12 protein-coding genes are annotated in these 16,883 nt (G+C 33.6%); 2 read left to right on the top strand and 10 right to left on the bottom strand.

The window, feature by feature from the left end:
* Positions 1 to 69 precede the first annotated feature (69 nt).
* The 5 genes from bsdE14_RS12060 to bsdE14_RS12040 form a co-directional block, all read right to left on the bottom strand.
* Positions 70 to 1,083, bottom strand: a complete 1,014-nt coding sequence (locus bsdE14_RS12060; RefSeq protein WP_264850186.1) for an AI-2E family transporter — start codon at positions 1,081 to 1,083, stop codon at positions 70 to 72.
* 141 nt (positions 1,084 to 1,224) lie between these two features.
* On the bottom strand, positions 1,225 to 1,839 hold the full coding sequence (locus bsdE14_RS12055) for a DNA-3-methyladenine glycosylase (protein WP_264850185.1): 615 nt from the start codon (positions 1,837 to 1,839) through the stop codon (positions 1,225 to 1,227).
* Positions 1,840 to 1,917: 78 nt separating this feature from the next.
* Entirely contained in the window at positions 1,918 to 2,466 is a 549-nt protein-coding gene (locus bsdE14_RS12050) for a hypothetical protein (protein ID WP_264850184.1), read from the bottom strand.
* A 149-nt stretch (positions 2,467 to 2,615) separates the two neighbouring features.
* Entirely contained in the window at positions 2,616 to 3,488 is an 873-nt protein-coding gene (locus bsdE14_RS12045) for a DUF4349 domain-containing protein (RefSeq protein WP_264850183.1), read from the bottom strand.
* 157 nt (positions 3,489 to 3,645) lie between these two features.
* On the bottom strand, positions 3,646 to 5,436 hold the full coding sequence (locus tag bsdE14_RS12040; protein WP_264850182.1) for a sensor domain-containing protein: 1,791 nt from the start codon (positions 5,434 to 5,436) through the stop codon (positions 3,646 to 3,648).
* Between the two features lie 375 nt (positions 5,437 to 5,811).
* On the opposite strand from bsdE14_RS12040, the gene bsdE14_RS12035 reads away from it, so the two are divergent.
* Both bsdE14_RS12035 and bsdE14_RS12030 read left to right on the top strand, forming a co-directional pair.
* The gene (locus bsdE14_RS12035; protein WP_264852262.1) at positions 5,812 to 7,065 is read left to right on the top strand and encodes an Nramp family divalent metal transporter; all 1,254 of its coding nucleotides are present in this window, start codon (positions 5,812 to 5,814) and stop codon (positions 7,063 to 7,065) included.
* Positions 7,066 to 7,481: 416 nt separating this feature from the next.
* Complete coding sequence (locus tag bsdE14_RS12030) at positions 7,482 to 8,165, top strand: DUF624 domain-containing protein (protein ID WP_264850181.1); 684 nt, start codon at positions 7,482 to 7,484, stop codon at positions 8,163 to 8,165.
* Between the two features lie 24 nt (positions 8,166 to 8,189).
* Here bsdE14_RS12030 and bsdE14_RS12025 read toward each other — a convergent pair whose 3' ends face one another.
* The 5 genes from bsdE14_RS12025 to bsdE14_RS12005 form a co-directional block, all read right to left on the bottom strand.
* Positions 8,190 to 10,346, bottom strand: coding sequence for an alginate lyase family protein (locus tag bsdE14_RS12025; RefSeq protein WP_264850180.1), 2,157 nt, complete (start codon positions 10,344 to 10,346; stop codon positions 8,190 to 8,192).
* Positions 10,310 to 11,722 (bottom strand): sulfatase family protein, encoded by a 1,413-nt coding sequence (locus bsdE14_RS12020; RefSeq protein WP_264850179.1) that lies wholly within the window; start codon positions 11,720 to 11,722, stop codon positions 10,310 to 10,312. Before bsdE14_RS12020 ends, bsdE14_RS12025 begins: the two co-directional genes overlap by 37 nt.
* Before the next feature lie 51 nt (positions 11,723 to 11,773).
* Positions 11,774 to 13,282, bottom strand: a complete 1,509-nt coding sequence (locus bsdE14_RS12015) for a sulfatase family protein (protein WP_264850178.1) — start codon at positions 13,280 to 13,282, stop codon at positions 11,774 to 11,776.
* A 7-nt stretch (positions 13,283 to 13,289) separates the two neighbouring features.
* Positions 13,290 to 14,450 (bottom strand): MFS transporter, encoded by a 1,161-nt coding sequence (locus bsdE14_RS12010; RefSeq protein WP_264850177.1) that lies wholly within the window; start codon positions 14,448 to 14,450, stop codon positions 13,290 to 13,292.
* Between the two features lie 80 nt (positions 14,451 to 14,530).
* Positions 14,531 to 16,837, bottom strand: coding sequence for a polysaccharide lyase 8 family protein (locus bsdE14_RS12005; protein ID WP_264850176.1), 2,307 nt, complete (start codon positions 16,835 to 16,837; stop codon positions 14,531 to 14,533).
* Positions 16,838 to 16,883 lie beyond the last annotated feature (46 nt).

Raw genomic sequence — 16,883 nt, 5'->3', positions numbered from 1 at the left:
ATAAAGGTGTTCAAATTATTTTGAACACCTTTAGCTATAACAAAAATTTATAATTCAATTATTTCATCATCACTTATCAGCTACTTTTACATTTAGTAAATCTAGTATGAAAATAAACATTGGTATTCCTATTAATAACCCCCAGGTTCCCATTAAGTACTCAGAAATTATCAATATAAGGAAAATTAAAAATACGGGCAGCTCTGTTTTATCAGCCATAAATTTAGGATTCAATACATAGCTTTCAAGTCCATGTAATACAACAACCATTATAACAACATATACTACTTTAGGTATTCCTCCCATGTTAAAAGCAATTATGCAGAGTGGTATAAGGGAAATTATAACCCCAGCAACTGGTATCAAACTTAAAATAAAAACCATCAGTCCGAGCCCTAAAAGCTGTCTAAAGTGCATAATGGAAAGAGCTATGATAGAAAGTACGGTATTAGTCAACGCTATTAAAATTTGTGCTTGAAGTACCTTTCCAAAGGAATTTACGAAGCTTTTACCAAAGCCTTCTAGATAATAATAGAAGCCTGCAATTCTGCTTTTTCTAAATCTCCTTGAGAACTCTGCAATTTTATCCTTCTCTAGCATAAAAAATAGGCTAAGCATAAAAGCCATGAATACACTTATACTACCCTTTCCTATATTAGCTGCTAGCTGAAAAAGATAGTTCACAGCATTTTTTGTATATCCAGAAACATCAACTTGATCAAATATAGGCATTAAATATTGCTGAATAGGCAAATTTGTATTCAAATCAAAGGTTGAAATTTGATTTATTATAACTATAGTTTGATTTATTACCACAGGTATATATTTATATATAAAGAAGGTTATAAGCACACCAAAGATTAGATACATTATTATAGTTAAAACTACATTGTTAATGTGAAAATACTTTTCTGTCTTTGAAATGATAAATTTATTAAAACTATACATAATATATGTAAATAAGAAGGTTAGAAGGAATAAATTAATCAATCCTTTTGTTGCATATAGTATTATGCCTAAAGCTACTAATACAAGTATCTTTTTAGTTATTTCCTTATCGAGCACTTCCTTAATAAATCCCATACTCTAACCGCCCTCCTTATATATTGACAAACTTACACATTTACAAATAAAAAACATTAAACTAAATACATATTAATTGTCACACACAATGAAAATTTTGTCAATAAATTGACTCCAGGTATGACAATTTAGTTTTCCACGTTATTTTTTCGACACATATTTATTGTCTTTAATATAAAATCTCCATGGATAATCTATTGCCTCTTCAGCATAATCTATATTTATCCTTTTAGAAGTAACTATTTCAATCCTTTCTGGCTTTTCGTCCTCTAGAATATAAAGTTCATTTCCGCAAAGATCCAGTCCATTATGTGCTCTTGTAATGCCCATTGCATCACATAGCTTGCCAGGGCCATTGGTAAGACCTTTAACGGCTGTTTTATTAAGTTCACTAAAAGGTTTTTTATATCTAAATTGTGACATAATTTCACATTGCTCTATTGGTTCAACCGCCCGGATAAGTACTGCTTGCGGCTGGCCTATGTGGGCAGTTACTATATTCATACAATTATACATCCCATAGATAATAAACACATAAGCAAATCCTCCAGGCCCAAACATAACTTCAGTTCTTTCTGTACGCCTATTATTATAGGAATGAGCAGCCTTATCCATTGGTCCCATATAAGCTTCAACTTCTACAAATTTGGATATAATTCTTGTGTTATCTATTTCATGAACTAAATACTTTCCTAAAAGTTCCCTTGCCACAGTAACACTATCTCTAACATAAAAATCTCTTTTAAGCTTTCTCATTTTATCACCTTTAGCATCCTTGAATTCTCGTATATTATAACAAAAAAGGTAGTGTTTTGTTACTACCTTTTTATTAATTTAACTTTTTTCATTTGATTTCTTCTGAGAATTTTGCTTTTGTTCACTGCCTTCTGCCATTTGGCTTAACTGCATCTGTGCTCTATCCATAAGCTGATTCATCTGGGTTAATGCCTGGTTAGATTTAATTTGATGACTTGCTTGTGATAGCATTTCAATAGCCTGTTCTATAGATTGCTCAAGTTGTTTCTCAGCTTGCTGCTGCTGCTCTTGGGCTTGAGTTCTAAATTGCTGCATTTGCTGCAAAAGCTTAGCTGCATCCTGCATGCTCTGTCCATTTTGTCCATTTTGACCATTCTGCCCGCCTTGCTTACTTTGCTGTTGATAACCTCCGAAGGAATTCTGGCTGCTTTGACTTTTTTGACCACCTTGGCCACCTTGACTTCTCTGTCCTCCTTGACTTCCTCGGCTCTCAGAACCAGATTGAAGATCGCTAAGCATCTGCTGCATATCACTCAATTGGTCTTTTAGATTACTAAGTTCTTCGCCAATTTCCATATCTCCGCTACTATTGTATTCATAATCCGAATATTCCTTATTGTCCTTCATAAAGTTCTCTCCTTTACTATACAATTACACTCATCTGTATATTTGCCAGTTTTATCTATATTTATACCACTCTATCACTAGGTCTTAGAGCTCAAGTATCTATATTTAATAAAATAAAAAGCGCAGCTTTAAGTCTGCGCAATTATTACTTATTTACTCTTATTATACTTTTTATATTGTTTAAATCCAAAGAAACCTAAAACTGCTAATATTGCTATCGGTATAATATTAGATATTACAAAGATTAAAAGCTTTTGAATAAATAGTACCAAAGAAATTAAAGTATTGTTAAATCCCTTTGAAGAGGCTTTAAAAAAGTCCTTTCCTCCAATAATACTCTTTTTATTGTCTACAACAATGTTCTTTTTATCAATATTTATAGTTATTGTAGCATAATCAACTTCTTTATCCCAGTTCTTCTTTTTTGCTTCTAGTGCTTCGGCCTCTCCTCTAATTTTATAAAGTTCAGACTGAATTTTTAATACCTCATCTACTGTATTAGCCTTTTTCATTATATTTAAAACCTGTTCTTCCTGTACTCTTAAATTCTTAAGCCTTGCATCATTATCCACATAAGCATCTGTAACATTTTCGGTAGTTATGTTTTTATTTTTCACCTCATAACTACTTTCTGTAAAATTAATAAACTCATCGAATTTAATTGCAGGTATCCTAATTTTTGCAGAACTTCTCTCCTCCATTAGCTCCTCACTCTCTATATATCCTCCTAGCTGCTGAGATTTACTATGAAGCTCTGAAGAAAGCTTCTTTAGATCATCTGCAACAATATATAGATTGCAATGCTGAATTATTTTCTTTTGCTCCACAACTGAATACTGACTTTTAGCAGCATCAGAATTAGCATTGCCATTACCTGTGGCTCCACTATTGCTCATTTTCGTTTCGCTTGTGATTGCCGACTTATTTGCACTTTGAGTTGCACCCATATCAGATTTTTTTGCGCACCCCGTAAATGCTAGTGTAAGCATTAATGCAATACCTAAAACTACCTTACCTTTCATATAAATCCCCCTTACCTTTTACTTCTTACTTCTTACTTATTAGTTAATATGCATTACTTAAATTTATTTACAATTAAGTTAATATATTCTTAACCTTATATACGATTTCTTTTTACAATAGTTATCAAAAAAATAAAAAAAGGTCAACTGACCTTTTTTAAATATTGAAATCGCTGAAAAATAGTTTTTCTATTTCATCCTTTGGCATAGGCTTGCTGAATAGATATCCTTGGACCATATCACAGCTATTATCTCTCAAAAATTTATACTGATCAACAGTTTCAACTCCCTCAGCAATAGTATATAATTTAAGATTTCTTGCTAGTTCTATTACTGTCTTAGTCAAAATTGTATCATTTTTTTCAATTGCTATATTCTCTAAAAAGGATTTATCTATCTTTATAGTATCAATAGGAAGCCTTTTTAGGTAATTAAGCGATGAATATCCTGTACCGAAATCATCAAGGGAAACCTTTATTCCCATATCCTGAAGCTGGTTTAAAATCGTTATAGTATATTCTACATCCATTAATGCTATGCTCTCAGTTATTTCTACCTCTAAAAAACAAGGGTTCATTTCAGTGTCCTCTAGTATTTCCTTCAGGTTTTCTATAAAATTCTTTTGTTCAAACTGTCTTGCAGATATATTTACTGACATTCTTATATCCTTATATCCCTTTTCAGTCCACTCTTTATGCTGAAGGCAAGCCATGTAAAGTACCCATTCTCCAATTGGAACTATAAGTCCAGTAGCCTCTGCTATAGGAATAAACTCTGAAGGTGCTAAAAATCCATTCTTAGGATGATTCCATCTAATTAAGGCTTCTACTCCCGTTATTTTTCCCTGTTTTATATCAAATTGAGGCTGATAATACACTGCAAATTCCTCTCGTTTTATAGCCTCCCTTAAATCTCTCTCCAAATCTAGTTTATATTTAATATTATCACTTAACTCTTTTATATAAAACTGATAGTTATTCTTACCCAGTCTCTTTGCATGATACATAGCTATATCTGCAATTTTATAAAGGCTTTGTCTATCATCTGCATCTTTGGGAAATATGGATATCCCCATACTAAAGGTTATATAGACTTCTCTTGAATTTAAATTAAAAGACTTTTCAAATTCAGCCTTAAGTCTTAAAGCACATTGCTCTAACTCAAAAGCATCTTTTATATTAGGTGCTATTATCAGGAATTCATCACCACCAAGCCTAGCAACAGTGTAATCTTTAGGAATTAAATTTATAATAAAATCTGCTACCTGCTTTAGTATTATGTCTCCAAAATTATGCCCTAAGGTATCATTTATGTCTTTAAAATTATCTAAATCTATTGACAATAGCCCCACTTTCGTATTTTTCTTTTTAGCTTCATTAATATTGTAGTCCAGCTCTTTCATAGCTAAGGTCTTATTAGGAAGCTTAGTTAGCACATCATAATATGCCAGCTTATAGATGGTTTCCTCTGCTTTTTTATTTTCACTATAGATTTTTTCAAGTTCTTTGTAGCTCTCTCCCAGCCTTTGTTCAAAGTCTTTAGTTTGTGTTATGTCTATTCCTAGGGATATTCCGTACCTTGGGTTATTATTTTTATCAAAAATTAAACTGTTATTCCACAATACCTTAACATGCTTTCCATCCTTACATAAAATTTCACCCTCAATAGTAGGAGGAACCCTCCCTTCCTTGTACATATCAAAAAGTTCATCTATATCCTGGCATACTTCATTACTAACAATTCTACCCTTCCAATTGGTGCCTAAAACCTCTTCTTCAGAAAAGCCAGTTATTCTTTGACAGTATTTATTAAATTTAATAAGAATTCCATTAACAGTCCAAACATTGATAAATATATTAGAATTGTCTACTATGATTCTAGCAAATTCTTCTTCTCCCATCAGACTTTTAAATTCTTTTCCTAACTTATCCTTCTCATTAGCCTCCACATTCTCCAAATCCTTCCGTAAGTGTTTATAATTTAAATTACAGTGCTTCATCAAATATACATTTCTTCAATTTATTATACAAATTATTGATATCTTAGTTAAAATCCTACTATATATATCGTAAATATTGAGATTTTATTAATACAAAGAATAAATATAGAAGTAATAATTATATTCCTAATAAATCAAAATAATTACACTTTGTAACACATTTATCTATAAATTCATATTTTATATTAGACTCAACAATTTAGCCTTAACTAAAATATTTAACTTTGAGTAACTTATTTAAATTCAGCTAATACAAATGGAAGGAAAGGTGTGTTACAAGTGAATAAAAATGAAATCGCAATAGAATCTAACGAACTATATCCAGTGAGACCGCTAACCCTTGGAGCTAATAAATTAGGAATTAGATTTAGAAATTTATTAAAGTTTTTAGGCCCCGCTTTTATAGTTAGCGTTGCCTACATAGATCCCGGCAATTTTGCAACTAATATTAGTGGAGGTTCAACTTTTAATTATAATTTGGTATGGGTAGTACTTTGGAGTAACCTTATGGCAATTTTTTTACAGATAATGTCTGCTAAACTAGGCATAGCTACCGGTGCAAACCTAACTCAGATGTGCAAAAGAGTTTTTTCAAAAAAGCTTAATTGGGCCTTTTGGATTATCGCTGAGCTTGCAGCTATGGCTACTACTATGGCAGAATTTTTAGGTGGAGCACTAGGCTTTTATTTATTATTTGGAATCCCTCTTCCAATAGCTGGGGTTTTTACTGCAGTCATAACCTTCTTAATAACCTATATGCAAAAGTACGGTCAAAGGGTTATAGAGGTTATTATTACTATTTTAGTTGCAATAATTAGTATATCTTATGGAATCGAATTATTCTTAGCAAAGCCATCCTGGCCCTCTGTTGCACTTCATACTATAATTCCATCACTACCTAATGGGGGAGCCGTACTAATAGCAGTTGGAATGCTTGGTGCAACAGTAATGCCTCATGTTATTTATTTGCACTCAGAATTAGTTCAAAGTAGAAACCTTAAAGCTGCAAGCCTTGAAGATAAAAAAAGACATTTGAAGATGGAAAAAATAGATGTTGCAATTGCTATGAATATAGCCTTTATAGTAAATGCAGCAATGGTTATAGTGTCTGCCTCTGTTTTCCATAGTCAAGGCTTAATTGTGAATTCCATTGAAGAGGCACATCGATCCTTAGAGCCTCTTTTAGGCGCATTATCCAGCGGAGCTTTTGGAATAGCCTTACTAGCTTCCGGATTCTCTTCTTCTACAGTAGGTGCCATGGCTGGAGAAACAGTTATGGATGGGTTTGTAGACATTAAAATACCTGTAATAATTAGAAGATTGTTAACTATGGCACCAGCACTTATTATCATCTGTATTGGTATAAATCCAATGAAGGCATTAGTACTAAGTCAGGTATGCCTCAGCTTTGCCCTACCAGTAGCAATAATTCCTATGCTGATAATTACTAGTAGAAAAGATTTAATGGGAGAGTTTGTGAATAAACCTTGGGTTAAAGTTATTGGAATATTAATAACCTCAATAATAGTTTTACTAAATGCAATTCTTCTCTTTTTAACCTTTACTGGTAATGTATAAAGCTGTGCTGACCAAAAGTGCAAATAATATGGCCATTAGGATAAAGCTACACTTCTTCATCAGGAGTACAATAGTACTAAAGTAGGCATAAAGTTTTTTAAAAAATTTATAAAATTAACTTATAATTTGCCATACTTGATTATTATAAGTTAATTCGGCAAGGTTTTATGTATGCTTATATCGCCATCCACACATACTTTTAAAGTAACCCCTATTTCCTTGCCGAATAACAATATATTTTTATTGAGTATTATTTTTTCTCCTCAATGAATAATTAATAAGTAAATATCTTTTCAATGCATAGTAGTTAAAATTGTTGTTACTTAAGACCACTTAGTTTAAAATTAAAATGGTAAATAGTCGTAGATCATTTTAATTTGCATGTTGACTAAGTTTTCACTAAAAGGAGAATTTTTATGGATGATAATAAAGATATAAGAGATAATTTAATAATTAATATTTCATATTATATATGGTGGTTTTTTTTAGGAAACCTTTATTTTTTACTGCTTAATATTCCATTAGTAGTTTTGATATTAGGATTAGGCACGGGAATATTACAATCTCCTGCTGTATGGTTTATAGCTCTTTGCTGCATACCTCTTGGGCCTTCTCTAACAGCTTTAATGGGAGCTATGGGAAAGCTTATAACAAATAAAGATGTAAGTCTTACCAAGGAATTGTTTAAGTCCTATAAAAACAGCTTCAAACAATCATTAATTATTTGGACCATAATTTCAGCTATTCTTACATTATTGTACATAGATGCAGCTTTTTTTATTTCAACTAAAAATCCATTAGCTTATTTAATCTACATATTAATCGTATTTGTGCTGCTTCTTGGATTAGTTTCTCTTTCAATTATCTCTAGGTTTTACCTTAAGACCTCACAAATTACGGCAATTGCCTTTTCTTATTCCTTTACTCATTTTAAGGTTACATTGTTTAATCTACTCACACTACTAGTAACCTTCTATATATTTTATTCCTTCACATCCTACAGCGTTTTATTTTTAAGCAGCATATTTTGCTACTGCATAGTTTATAATAGTCGATCCATATTAGATGACATAGAAAAAAGGCTTCAGACTGCAGAATAATCTGCTTCTGGAGTCTTTTTTCATTTATTTAATCACAATAACTTCTTTTGAACTATTGCTTTTCTTTATAAGCACTATCTCTCCACTGACCTTTGTATTGTCCAATGTATAAATAGTTTGGTAAGTGCCATTATTATCAGCTATTCCACAGCTGTGGCGAATAAATATTACATGTTCTTCAGTATTACAAGGAAGTTCTATTTTTATTGCCTCGGCAATATTTTTTTCGACAGCATTATTCAAATTGTCATATACCTGAATACTTCCCATAATAATATTATTGTCTTCTCCTGCCTTATATGGATATACAACATTAATTAATGAAGTAAATCCACTCTGCACAGTTTTATAGCATAGTACTTTATTGTCTTCAATATGATTATATTCTTTAGAATAATAACCATTTTGAAGCCTTGCTTCTACATCATCCTTTTTTAGTGGTACAATTTTCACATTACCGCCTGCTCTAAAGTTTGTATAACACTGCTTATTACTATCTAGGTATACTTCCCCAGGAGTAAAATGAAAGTACTGCGAAAAGCTATGCTCCTTTTTACACTGAAAGCTGTCAATTATAAGCCAATAATACGGTTTTACAAATAAAATTCTCCTTAATGGATACACTGGGTCTTCTAAATCTATATATCCATCATGACTTCCCTCTACATAATCAAGGTTTTCCTTGCTAATCCATAGCTTTTCTATAGCATTAGCTACCTTTTCATACCCCCAGCTTCCTTTGCATTTAATAAAATCTATATCATCAACTATAGTTGTGTTATGTGCCTTACAGCTTTTAAAATACTCTCTTAGTGGCTCACCCTCGACGTAGGTGTATCTTCCTATATCGCTTATTAAATCCCTTCCATAGGCATGAATGTCAAAATGAAGCATGTCGCAATGCCCATGTCCTCCACCTATTGAGCCACAATCAAATAGTAGATATTTTGCATCTTCGTCAAAGGTGCTTCTCATTACGTAATTACCTGAGCTTTCCAAAGGGACGGAAAGTACCTCTGGCACTGAGATGGGTATTTCCTCAAATTTATTTATGCCTTCAGTTCCAAATAACCATAAACTGTTGAAATCTATATTCTTATATGCTCCAAACTTCAAGGTGCCGTCTTTGAATATAATAGCTGCCTCAGTAAGCATATCCCTTATATCAGTATCATCGCTGTCACTTAGCATTGGCTGGTGATGATTAGGCTTTGCCATGTATAAATCTGCATAAGCCATATTTCTTGCAGCATCCTTTATAGCTTTATCTATAATAACATTGTTCTTTTCACCCAAAATTATTACGTCCATGAAGCAGTGCAGTACCTCATTATGATACATAGGTGATTGTTCCCAATGCACTCCATCATTTAATACTTGAAGTTCAGCACAAGTTTTTAATCTTCTTAAACTTTCTTCTCTCCATGCCCTAGACTCTTTAAATTCTGATAGAAATACGGATGCTTCAAATAAACCATGATTTTCTAGAACCCCCCAGTTGCTTATATGTCTAAAGTTATCATATCTACTCATTAGATATTCACAGTGATCATAAAGACATAAAAGCATCTTTATTAAAAGCTGTTCAGTAAAATACGGACTATACTTAAAATATTGAAATGCCTTCATCCAATTTTCGCACCTAATTCCAGCCTCTATGCTTCTCCAAGTTATTGCTGACCATTTTCCATCTACAGGATTACTGTCTATAAAACCTTCCAGTTGCTTGCAAAAGGTTTTTGCATATTCCTCATTGCCGGTTACAGCATAAGCTTGACCGAGTGAAATCCAATACCTGTGTCTATTGAGCATAAAAGCCCATTCTTCATCCTCAAAAGGAATATGATGCCACAGGATTTTATTTTTAAAGGTAAAAGGCTTATTAGTTTTTTCCATATCCCAAGGAAATCTAAAAACAAAAGTATTCTTTGAAACTTCCTCTGAAACTCTTATAACTTCCTTTATATCTTCAATAAAATTCTCTTTTGAATAATTTACTAGACGCTGTTTTTCACTGTCATCTAAGAAAAGCTTTGGGCTTCTTCTAAAGATATAGTACTCTTTAAGAAGCTTTGCTGCCTTATCAAGCATATTACTTTGGACAGCCTTTTCTACTTGTTCAAGTCCCTCTATAGATAAATCAATTAAATCGTAAATGGATCTTTCAACTTTTCTAGCCAACCTTTTAACTCTCCTTCCAATTCTTTAGCAACAATATTATCTTCTATATTGCTAATCATTATTGGACTCTTTTGATAAGGGTCTTTTTCGTTGTCATATATATATCTTTCAAGTTTATTCTCTTCAGGAATGTATCCTTTGTTTACAACATAAGTAAATCTCTTGGTTCTTACACCTCTCCAACCATATTGTTCTGGGCTGTAACCTAATTTTTTATATTTCTCAAGAAGGGGTTTACTGCCTGGGCAAGAACATATATATACGGAGTTCTGTTCTTCAGCTTTTATCCCAGTTAAAATTCCTGACAGATCCATTCCTTCCACAGTATTTGGAATATCTAATCCCATGAAGCCTAAAAGTGTAGGCATTATATCAGGACTAGCAAAAAGCGCATCCGTTCTTCCAACTTTTATTTTATTTGGCATACGAACCATAAATGGTACTCCAATAGACTCCTCATACCATATATTTTTTGAGGTAAGTCCATGAGAAACCATCATATCCCCATGATCTGAAGAAAGTATTACAATAGTATTCTCTTCAAGTCCAAGTCTCTTTAGTTCCTCTAAAATTCTTCCAAAGTTTTCATCTATTCCGCTTACCGCTGCATAGTAATTCAGAGTATTTTCTAATGCCTTAACATAATCCCCTTCAAAAGGATCTCCAACTCCAACAACTGACTTTTCAAGTGAAAAGTTTTCTCTTAGAGGAATATCCCTTCCCTCATAGAGCCTTTTATACTTTTCAGGCACTTGATCATAAGGCGAATGTGGCGGATTCCAAGATAAAAACAATGTGAAGGGCTTATCCTTATCATGATTTTTCATATAATCTATTGCCATATCTGTTTCATGCTCTACTGACCACTGATTAACCTTTATCATTTCAGGAGTATCCATCCAATAATGAGGAGTTAAGTGCTCATCAAAGGTTCCATAGGAATACCAGTAGTCAAAACCATGTCTCTTAGGTCCTGGTTCAGTGTATGCATCCCAATTTCTTGCACCAGAAACAGGATTATCTGTTAAATTCATCTCTGGCAAGTCAAGATGCCACTTTCCTATATAAGCAGTATCATATCCCGCTGCCTTTGTAACATCCCCAATACAAATTTCCTCTTCCTTAAGCCTTACATCACATCCAATTTTACAGTTTGTAAAAAATCCTGTGGAAAGAGGATACTTTCCTGTAAGAAGGGATGCTCTATGAGGAGAACATAGTGGAAAACAGCTTATGCAATTATCAAAAACTAAGCTCTCTTCAGCAAATTTATCCATATTAGGTGTTATTACTGGGTCTTCCTTCATAAAACCTACAGCTTGTCTTCTCCATTGGTCAGCAAATATATAAACTAAATTTGGTCTTGTATTACTCACTTCTATCACCTCTATTTATCATTTTCATATAATTCATATTGATAAATTAACTTAAGCCTGCCACAGCCTAGGCATCCACATAGGTTCTTTTCCCATTTCAGCCCAAACATACTTTAGTAAAAGCTCTGATTTTAAAGCAGCATACTTTGCATTATCCCATAGATTGTTTACCTCCATTGGATCTGCTTTTAAATCATAAAGTTCTCCATAGCTTCTGTTGTAGTAGACTGTAAGCTTATATCTTTCATTAACATAGGTTTTTAAATGTACTGAGTATGGATCATGATGGTTTTCACATATTATGTGATCTCTTACACTTTCCTTATCCCCATACCATACTTCACTTTGAGCAATTCCTGTCATGCAATTTGGTACGGTAATATTAAGCATATCAAGGAAGGTAGGTGCTATATCCACTAAAGACTGCATTGAAGTTGATATTTTTCCAGCTGGTACCTTGTTTGGATAACAAACTATTAATGGAACCTTTATCATATCCTCATAGTGGAAAGGTCCCTTTGCTATTAACCCATGATGGCCATAAAAATGACCATGATCCGTAGTAAATACAACAATAGTATTCTCTGCAAGGCCTAATTCTTCAAGCTTATCTAAAATCTTTCCAATATATTTATCCATTAAGCTTATCATCCCATAATAGACAGCTATATCTTTTTTAAGCTCATTTTTATCCTGCAAATGAGAATGGCAGCCATGAAGAGCAAAGCCTGAATCCATATAAGATGAAAAGTCTGGATTTTCTTCCTGGGTCATTTTAAAATGTGGTGGATTATTGTGATGCTCACCTTCAACGAGGCTTGGTATAGTAAGCTTATCTGGATCATACATAGTATTCCATGGTTCTGGTACAAAGTATGGTGGATGTGGGTCTAAGAAGCTTGACCATAAGAAGAAGCTTTCATCATTATTTTTATATTGCTCAAGCATGGCATTAGTTCTTTCAGCTATCCATGTATCATAGTGGTATTCCTCTGGTATTGGCCATCTTCTCTTTGCCTCTGGAGCTAAATTTCCTAGTGGGGCCATAAAGTAATCCTTCCAGTCCCTACAACCCTTTTCTTCCATCCAAAGTGCATAATGCTGACCTACTAAGAATTCTGTTGTATGATTTCTCGCAAGCTCACTGTGCTCAAAGCCATAAAACTTTTCATCAAAGTTTCTCCAAAATTCCAAATCATTACATAGTGGGTATGCTTCTAAGGATGGAAACTCCTCATTCCCTCTTAGAGGCTGAAAGTGTGCCTTTCCAATCAAGGCTGTTCTATAATTATTATCAAGCAGCACATCACCTATAGTTACAGTACTCTCCGGAAGTTTAGTACCCAATGTCCAAGCTCCGTGCTGACTTGGATATTGCCCAGTTATTAGAGACGCCCTAGTTGGAGTACAAGTAGGATTAGGGCAATAAGCTCTAGAAAAGGTTGTACCCTCTTTTACTAGCCTGTCAAGATTAGGTGTTGATATTTCACTATTGAATGCACCTATGGTATTCCAATGCTGCTGGTCGCTAGTTATAAGTAATATATTTGGCTTTTTCATGTCTATATCACTCCATTCTTAATTGTGTCCTTTCAATAAATACCTTGTATATTATAATGAGTATTGTTGCAGTGACACTAGTTACGGCCCCTACTTGAAACAATGTATTTATCCCTCGGCTATCTATAAGATATCCCGCTGCACTTGAGAAAACTATACTGCCAATGGCACAAATTGAACCTGCTACTGATTGAGCAGTAACTTGTAGATTATTTGGTGCTATCTCAGTGATAAAATATTTATAGGCTAAAACATAAACTGCAAAAGTTAACATTTGCAAGCTTCCTAGTAGAATAACCTGTATGTAAGAACTTGAATTTTCTAGGAGCAGCATTCTTATAACATAAATAATGGAGGAAAACATAAGCAGATTGGTTAGTTTGAATCTTTTTATTATATATTTAGCTCCAAAGAATACAGGAAGCTCACAAGCTGCCATAACAAAGGCAGAAATACCTATATGCTTTGAGGTTCCTCCTAAATTAGTAATCTTCACATACAGGAAGGCCATAGTTTGATGGGTTGTAGTTAAAAGAAGCATGATTAACACAATAAATACATATCTATAGTCCTTAAATAATATGAGTGGATTAACTTTTTTACTTTTGTCATTATGCTTTTTTTCTCTATGGATATCATCAATTTTTATAGTGATTGCTGAAGTTAATAAAAGCATCATCAAATACCCTATAAAAAAAGCTCCCCATCCAAACTTTTCAATTATGGTCCCCATTAATACTGAGCATACAGCCCACCCTATTGAGGACCAAGCTCTTATGCTTCCAAAGCCTTCCCTAACGTATTTTTCATTGCTCAAAACCCAGCTATCAGAAAGCACTGATAGCGGCCCTTGAAAGAGTCCAAAAGCCGCAACAAATGCTATAACCAGCGCTGCTTTTGTGTTTATCATCATAGTTACTGCTACTAAAAACAATAAGCATAAATTAAAAATGAATATCTTTTTAATTGTTTTCATAGCATCGCACAAATACCCAAAAACAAATTGCCCTAATATAGACATACTTATATTTATAGAACTAAGTATACCTAATTCAGTAATACTAAAACCTTTCATTTTTAGGTATGGCATTATGAAAGTGCTGTATATGCAGGTAGTTATGCCAAGAAAGCCAAACAAACAGTTAAATTGTCTAATTTTATTTTTCATAATATATTCTCCTAACTACGCAAGTCTAATTGAAAACCTTCTTTGACACTGTCCCGCAAAAATTTTATAAACTCTAAATATTATAATAGAAGCTTTATATTAAATGTTTTTCCTCTTGCCTCTTTTACATTTATAATAAGCCTTAAATAGTTTCCTTTCCTTTGAAAGTCAATCCCCTCATCCTTGCTTTCTACACCTTTCACTGCTCTATTTATGACAACCTGAATTGTTCCTTGATTCTCCATAGTAGGATCTGAAATCGAAAATTCCAGCTTATTGTCTTTTTCCAAAGCCATAAAGGAGGCCTTTTTATTACAGCTTATATAATCTACGCATCTTTCTTTGTCTTCCCACAGGTTAGCAGCAATAATATTTAGTCTTGTGTTCTTTACAGCCTGAAGCTCCTTTGAATTTTCTAAAACTATTATTTCTGGTTTTTCTGCATAGCACTTTATCTGTTCTGCAGACTTATTGGGAAGAACTACATAAGTATAGCCTTCATCCACAGGCTTTAAGCCATGGTTAACCCAAAGAGTTATATAATTTCTACCTATTCTATTGCTTGTTCCATCCGCATTTATATCCTTCCAACAGCAATACCTTTTTTCTCTTAGCCCCTCAATATTAACTGAGCCTGGGAAATAATATCCTATATCAGCTCCAACATTGCTTCCTTCTAGATGCATCCACTTTACATTATCTAAATGTTCAGTCCAGCTTAAATCGCAGGGCATGTATTTACCATCTACAACTAAATTATTTTCACCCTTATGCTCTAATCTTCTGTTTTCTATTATGGTTTCTATATTTCTATTATCACTACTGCTGATTCCAGCCCCTAAAGCTACTATTTCCTTTTGAAACATAAACCAGGATTTTTTAGCTGTAAGAGTACTGAAGCCTGACTCTAGTTCCATTCCTGCTGCACCATATAAACCAGCAAGGGTTACCCCTCCTACCCAGCTCTTACTTGATTTTCTCTGTCCTCCCAAACCATATTTTTGCAGAACTACTTGTCTTTCTGTGGTATCCACAGTTGTGCCCGCAATTCTGTATGGATTTACTGTAGGCCAAAAATCCTCACTGTAGTGATTTAAATCATTATTGTAGAGATAAGTCATACCATCTGAAGTATACCAAGCCTTTTTATTTTCATCATTCATGTCCTCATAGTTTTGTATTCGCTTTGAATACATACTTATGGCAAAGGCATAACCTGGCGCTCTGTGCACAACTCTATCCATATTTGCAAAATGAAAATGACCTATTAGTTCTTCCTTTGGCAATACCTTGCTATCCTCTATTAACATTTTTGCTGAAACTATTGATACAGCATCCATATCCTTATAAAAGCTGTTGCTTGTATCTGATAAAATCCAATACTTAACCATGCTCTTAAGTGTAGAACCATGCGGTTCTGGAGCAAAGGTAGAAAGCCTTAAGATTGAACTAACAATTTCATGTCCTATCACGTGGTCTTGAAGGAAATATCTAGATACAGCCCTCCCCCTGGTCATATCCATTGCTGCACCCTTATAAATAAGAGGTTCATAAGAATCATATATCCAATTGTAAATATTATTTACTTCCGGATATTTAAGCTCCCAAGGTGAATTTGAAAGCAACTGAAGCATTACAGATAGACCTTCAATAAGCACTGCGCCGTAGCTGCAAGTGTAGGGTATTGCTCCATGCTGTACAAAAGATCCATCCCTGTAAAAGCCGTCATCCTCTGTGACATACTGAAACACTTCTCTCAAGGATTCATTAGCAACTTTTATTAGGTCTCCTCGTTTTAAAATAATCCCACTAACAGCAGCTACCTTGCACATATCCACCCTATTTGCTCCAGTGGTTTTGATTTTATCTGGTCTGCACACCGTTGGGTCAAAAGCAAACTTTTCAATTGCTCTCATATAATTGTTTATTTGCTTTTCACTTAACTCTTCATAGAGAAGAACAACTATATCATTAAGTCTAAGTGGTATTCCAATATCCCAGGGCCACCAGTTATCATAATAATTTGAGTTTTCATTGTACCTATTTGCATAAAGCCAATCTAGTGCATCAATAATATCTTTTAATAATTCTCTATTGCCTTCAAGTGATGAGCCTTTCATGCAATAAGCAGCAGCCATCTGCTTTAGCCTAATATAGCACTCAGTAATATGGCCAGAAATACTTTCACTGCCAGACTCCTGCCACAAAAAACTTCTATGTTTTGACTTATCCATGGTGTTCCAATTAACTTCAGCTTTTTTTGCTGTTTCTTCTACTATGTTTTTTATATCTTGGTCCTCTAAATTGCTTTCATCTACTCCAAGCAGATTTTGTTTCCATCTTATTCTTAAAGCATTATATTTTATTTCTAATTCACTACTTATCATAAATTCCTCCCAAAATGCTAGTTTATCCAAGCACACTTTACATACT

Origin of the sequence: Clostridium omnivorum (assembly GCF_026012015.1) — a bacterium.
In the GTDB taxonomy this organism is placed as follows: Bacteria; Bacillota; Clostridia; order Clostridiales; family Clostridiaceae; genus Clostridium_AX; species Clostridium_AX omnivorum.
This window is presented reverse-complemented; position numbering and strand designations above follow the sequence as displayed.

Excerpts from the sequence above, each read along its gene's own strand:
- bsdE14_RS12055 (WP_264850185.1), bottom strand. The coding sequence starts at position 1,839 with ATGAGAAAGCTTAAAAGAGATTTTTATGTTAGAGATAGTGTTACTGTG.
- bsdE14_RS12030 (WP_264850181.1), top strand. The coding sequence starts at position 7,482 with ATGGATGATAATAAAGATATAAGAGATAATTTAATAATTAATATTTCA.
- bsdE14_RS12005 (WP_264850176.1), bottom strand. The coding sequence starts at position 16,837 with ATGATAAGTAGTGAATTAGAAATAAAATATAATGCTTTAAGAATAAGA.
- bsdE14_RS12050 (WP_264850184.1), bottom strand. The coding sequence starts at position 2,466 with ATGAAGGACAATAAGGAATATTCGGATTATGAATACAATAGTAGCGGA.
- bsdE14_RS12060 (WP_264850186.1), bottom strand. The coding sequence starts at position 1,083 with ATGGGATTTATTAAGGAAGTGCTCGATAAGGAAATAACTAAAAAGATA.
- bsdE14_RS12010 (WP_264850177.1), bottom strand. The coding sequence starts at position 14,450 with ATGAAAAATAAAATTAGACAATTTAACTGTTTGTTTGGCTTTCTTGGC.
- bsdE14_RS12015 (WP_264850178.1), bottom strand. The coding sequence starts at position 13,282 with ATGAAAAAGCCAAATATATTACTTATAACTAGCGACCAGCAGCATTGG.
- bsdE14_RS12045 (WP_264850183.1), bottom strand. The coding sequence starts at position 3,488 with ATGAAAGGTAAGGTAGTTTTAGGTATTGCATTAATGCTTACACTAGCA.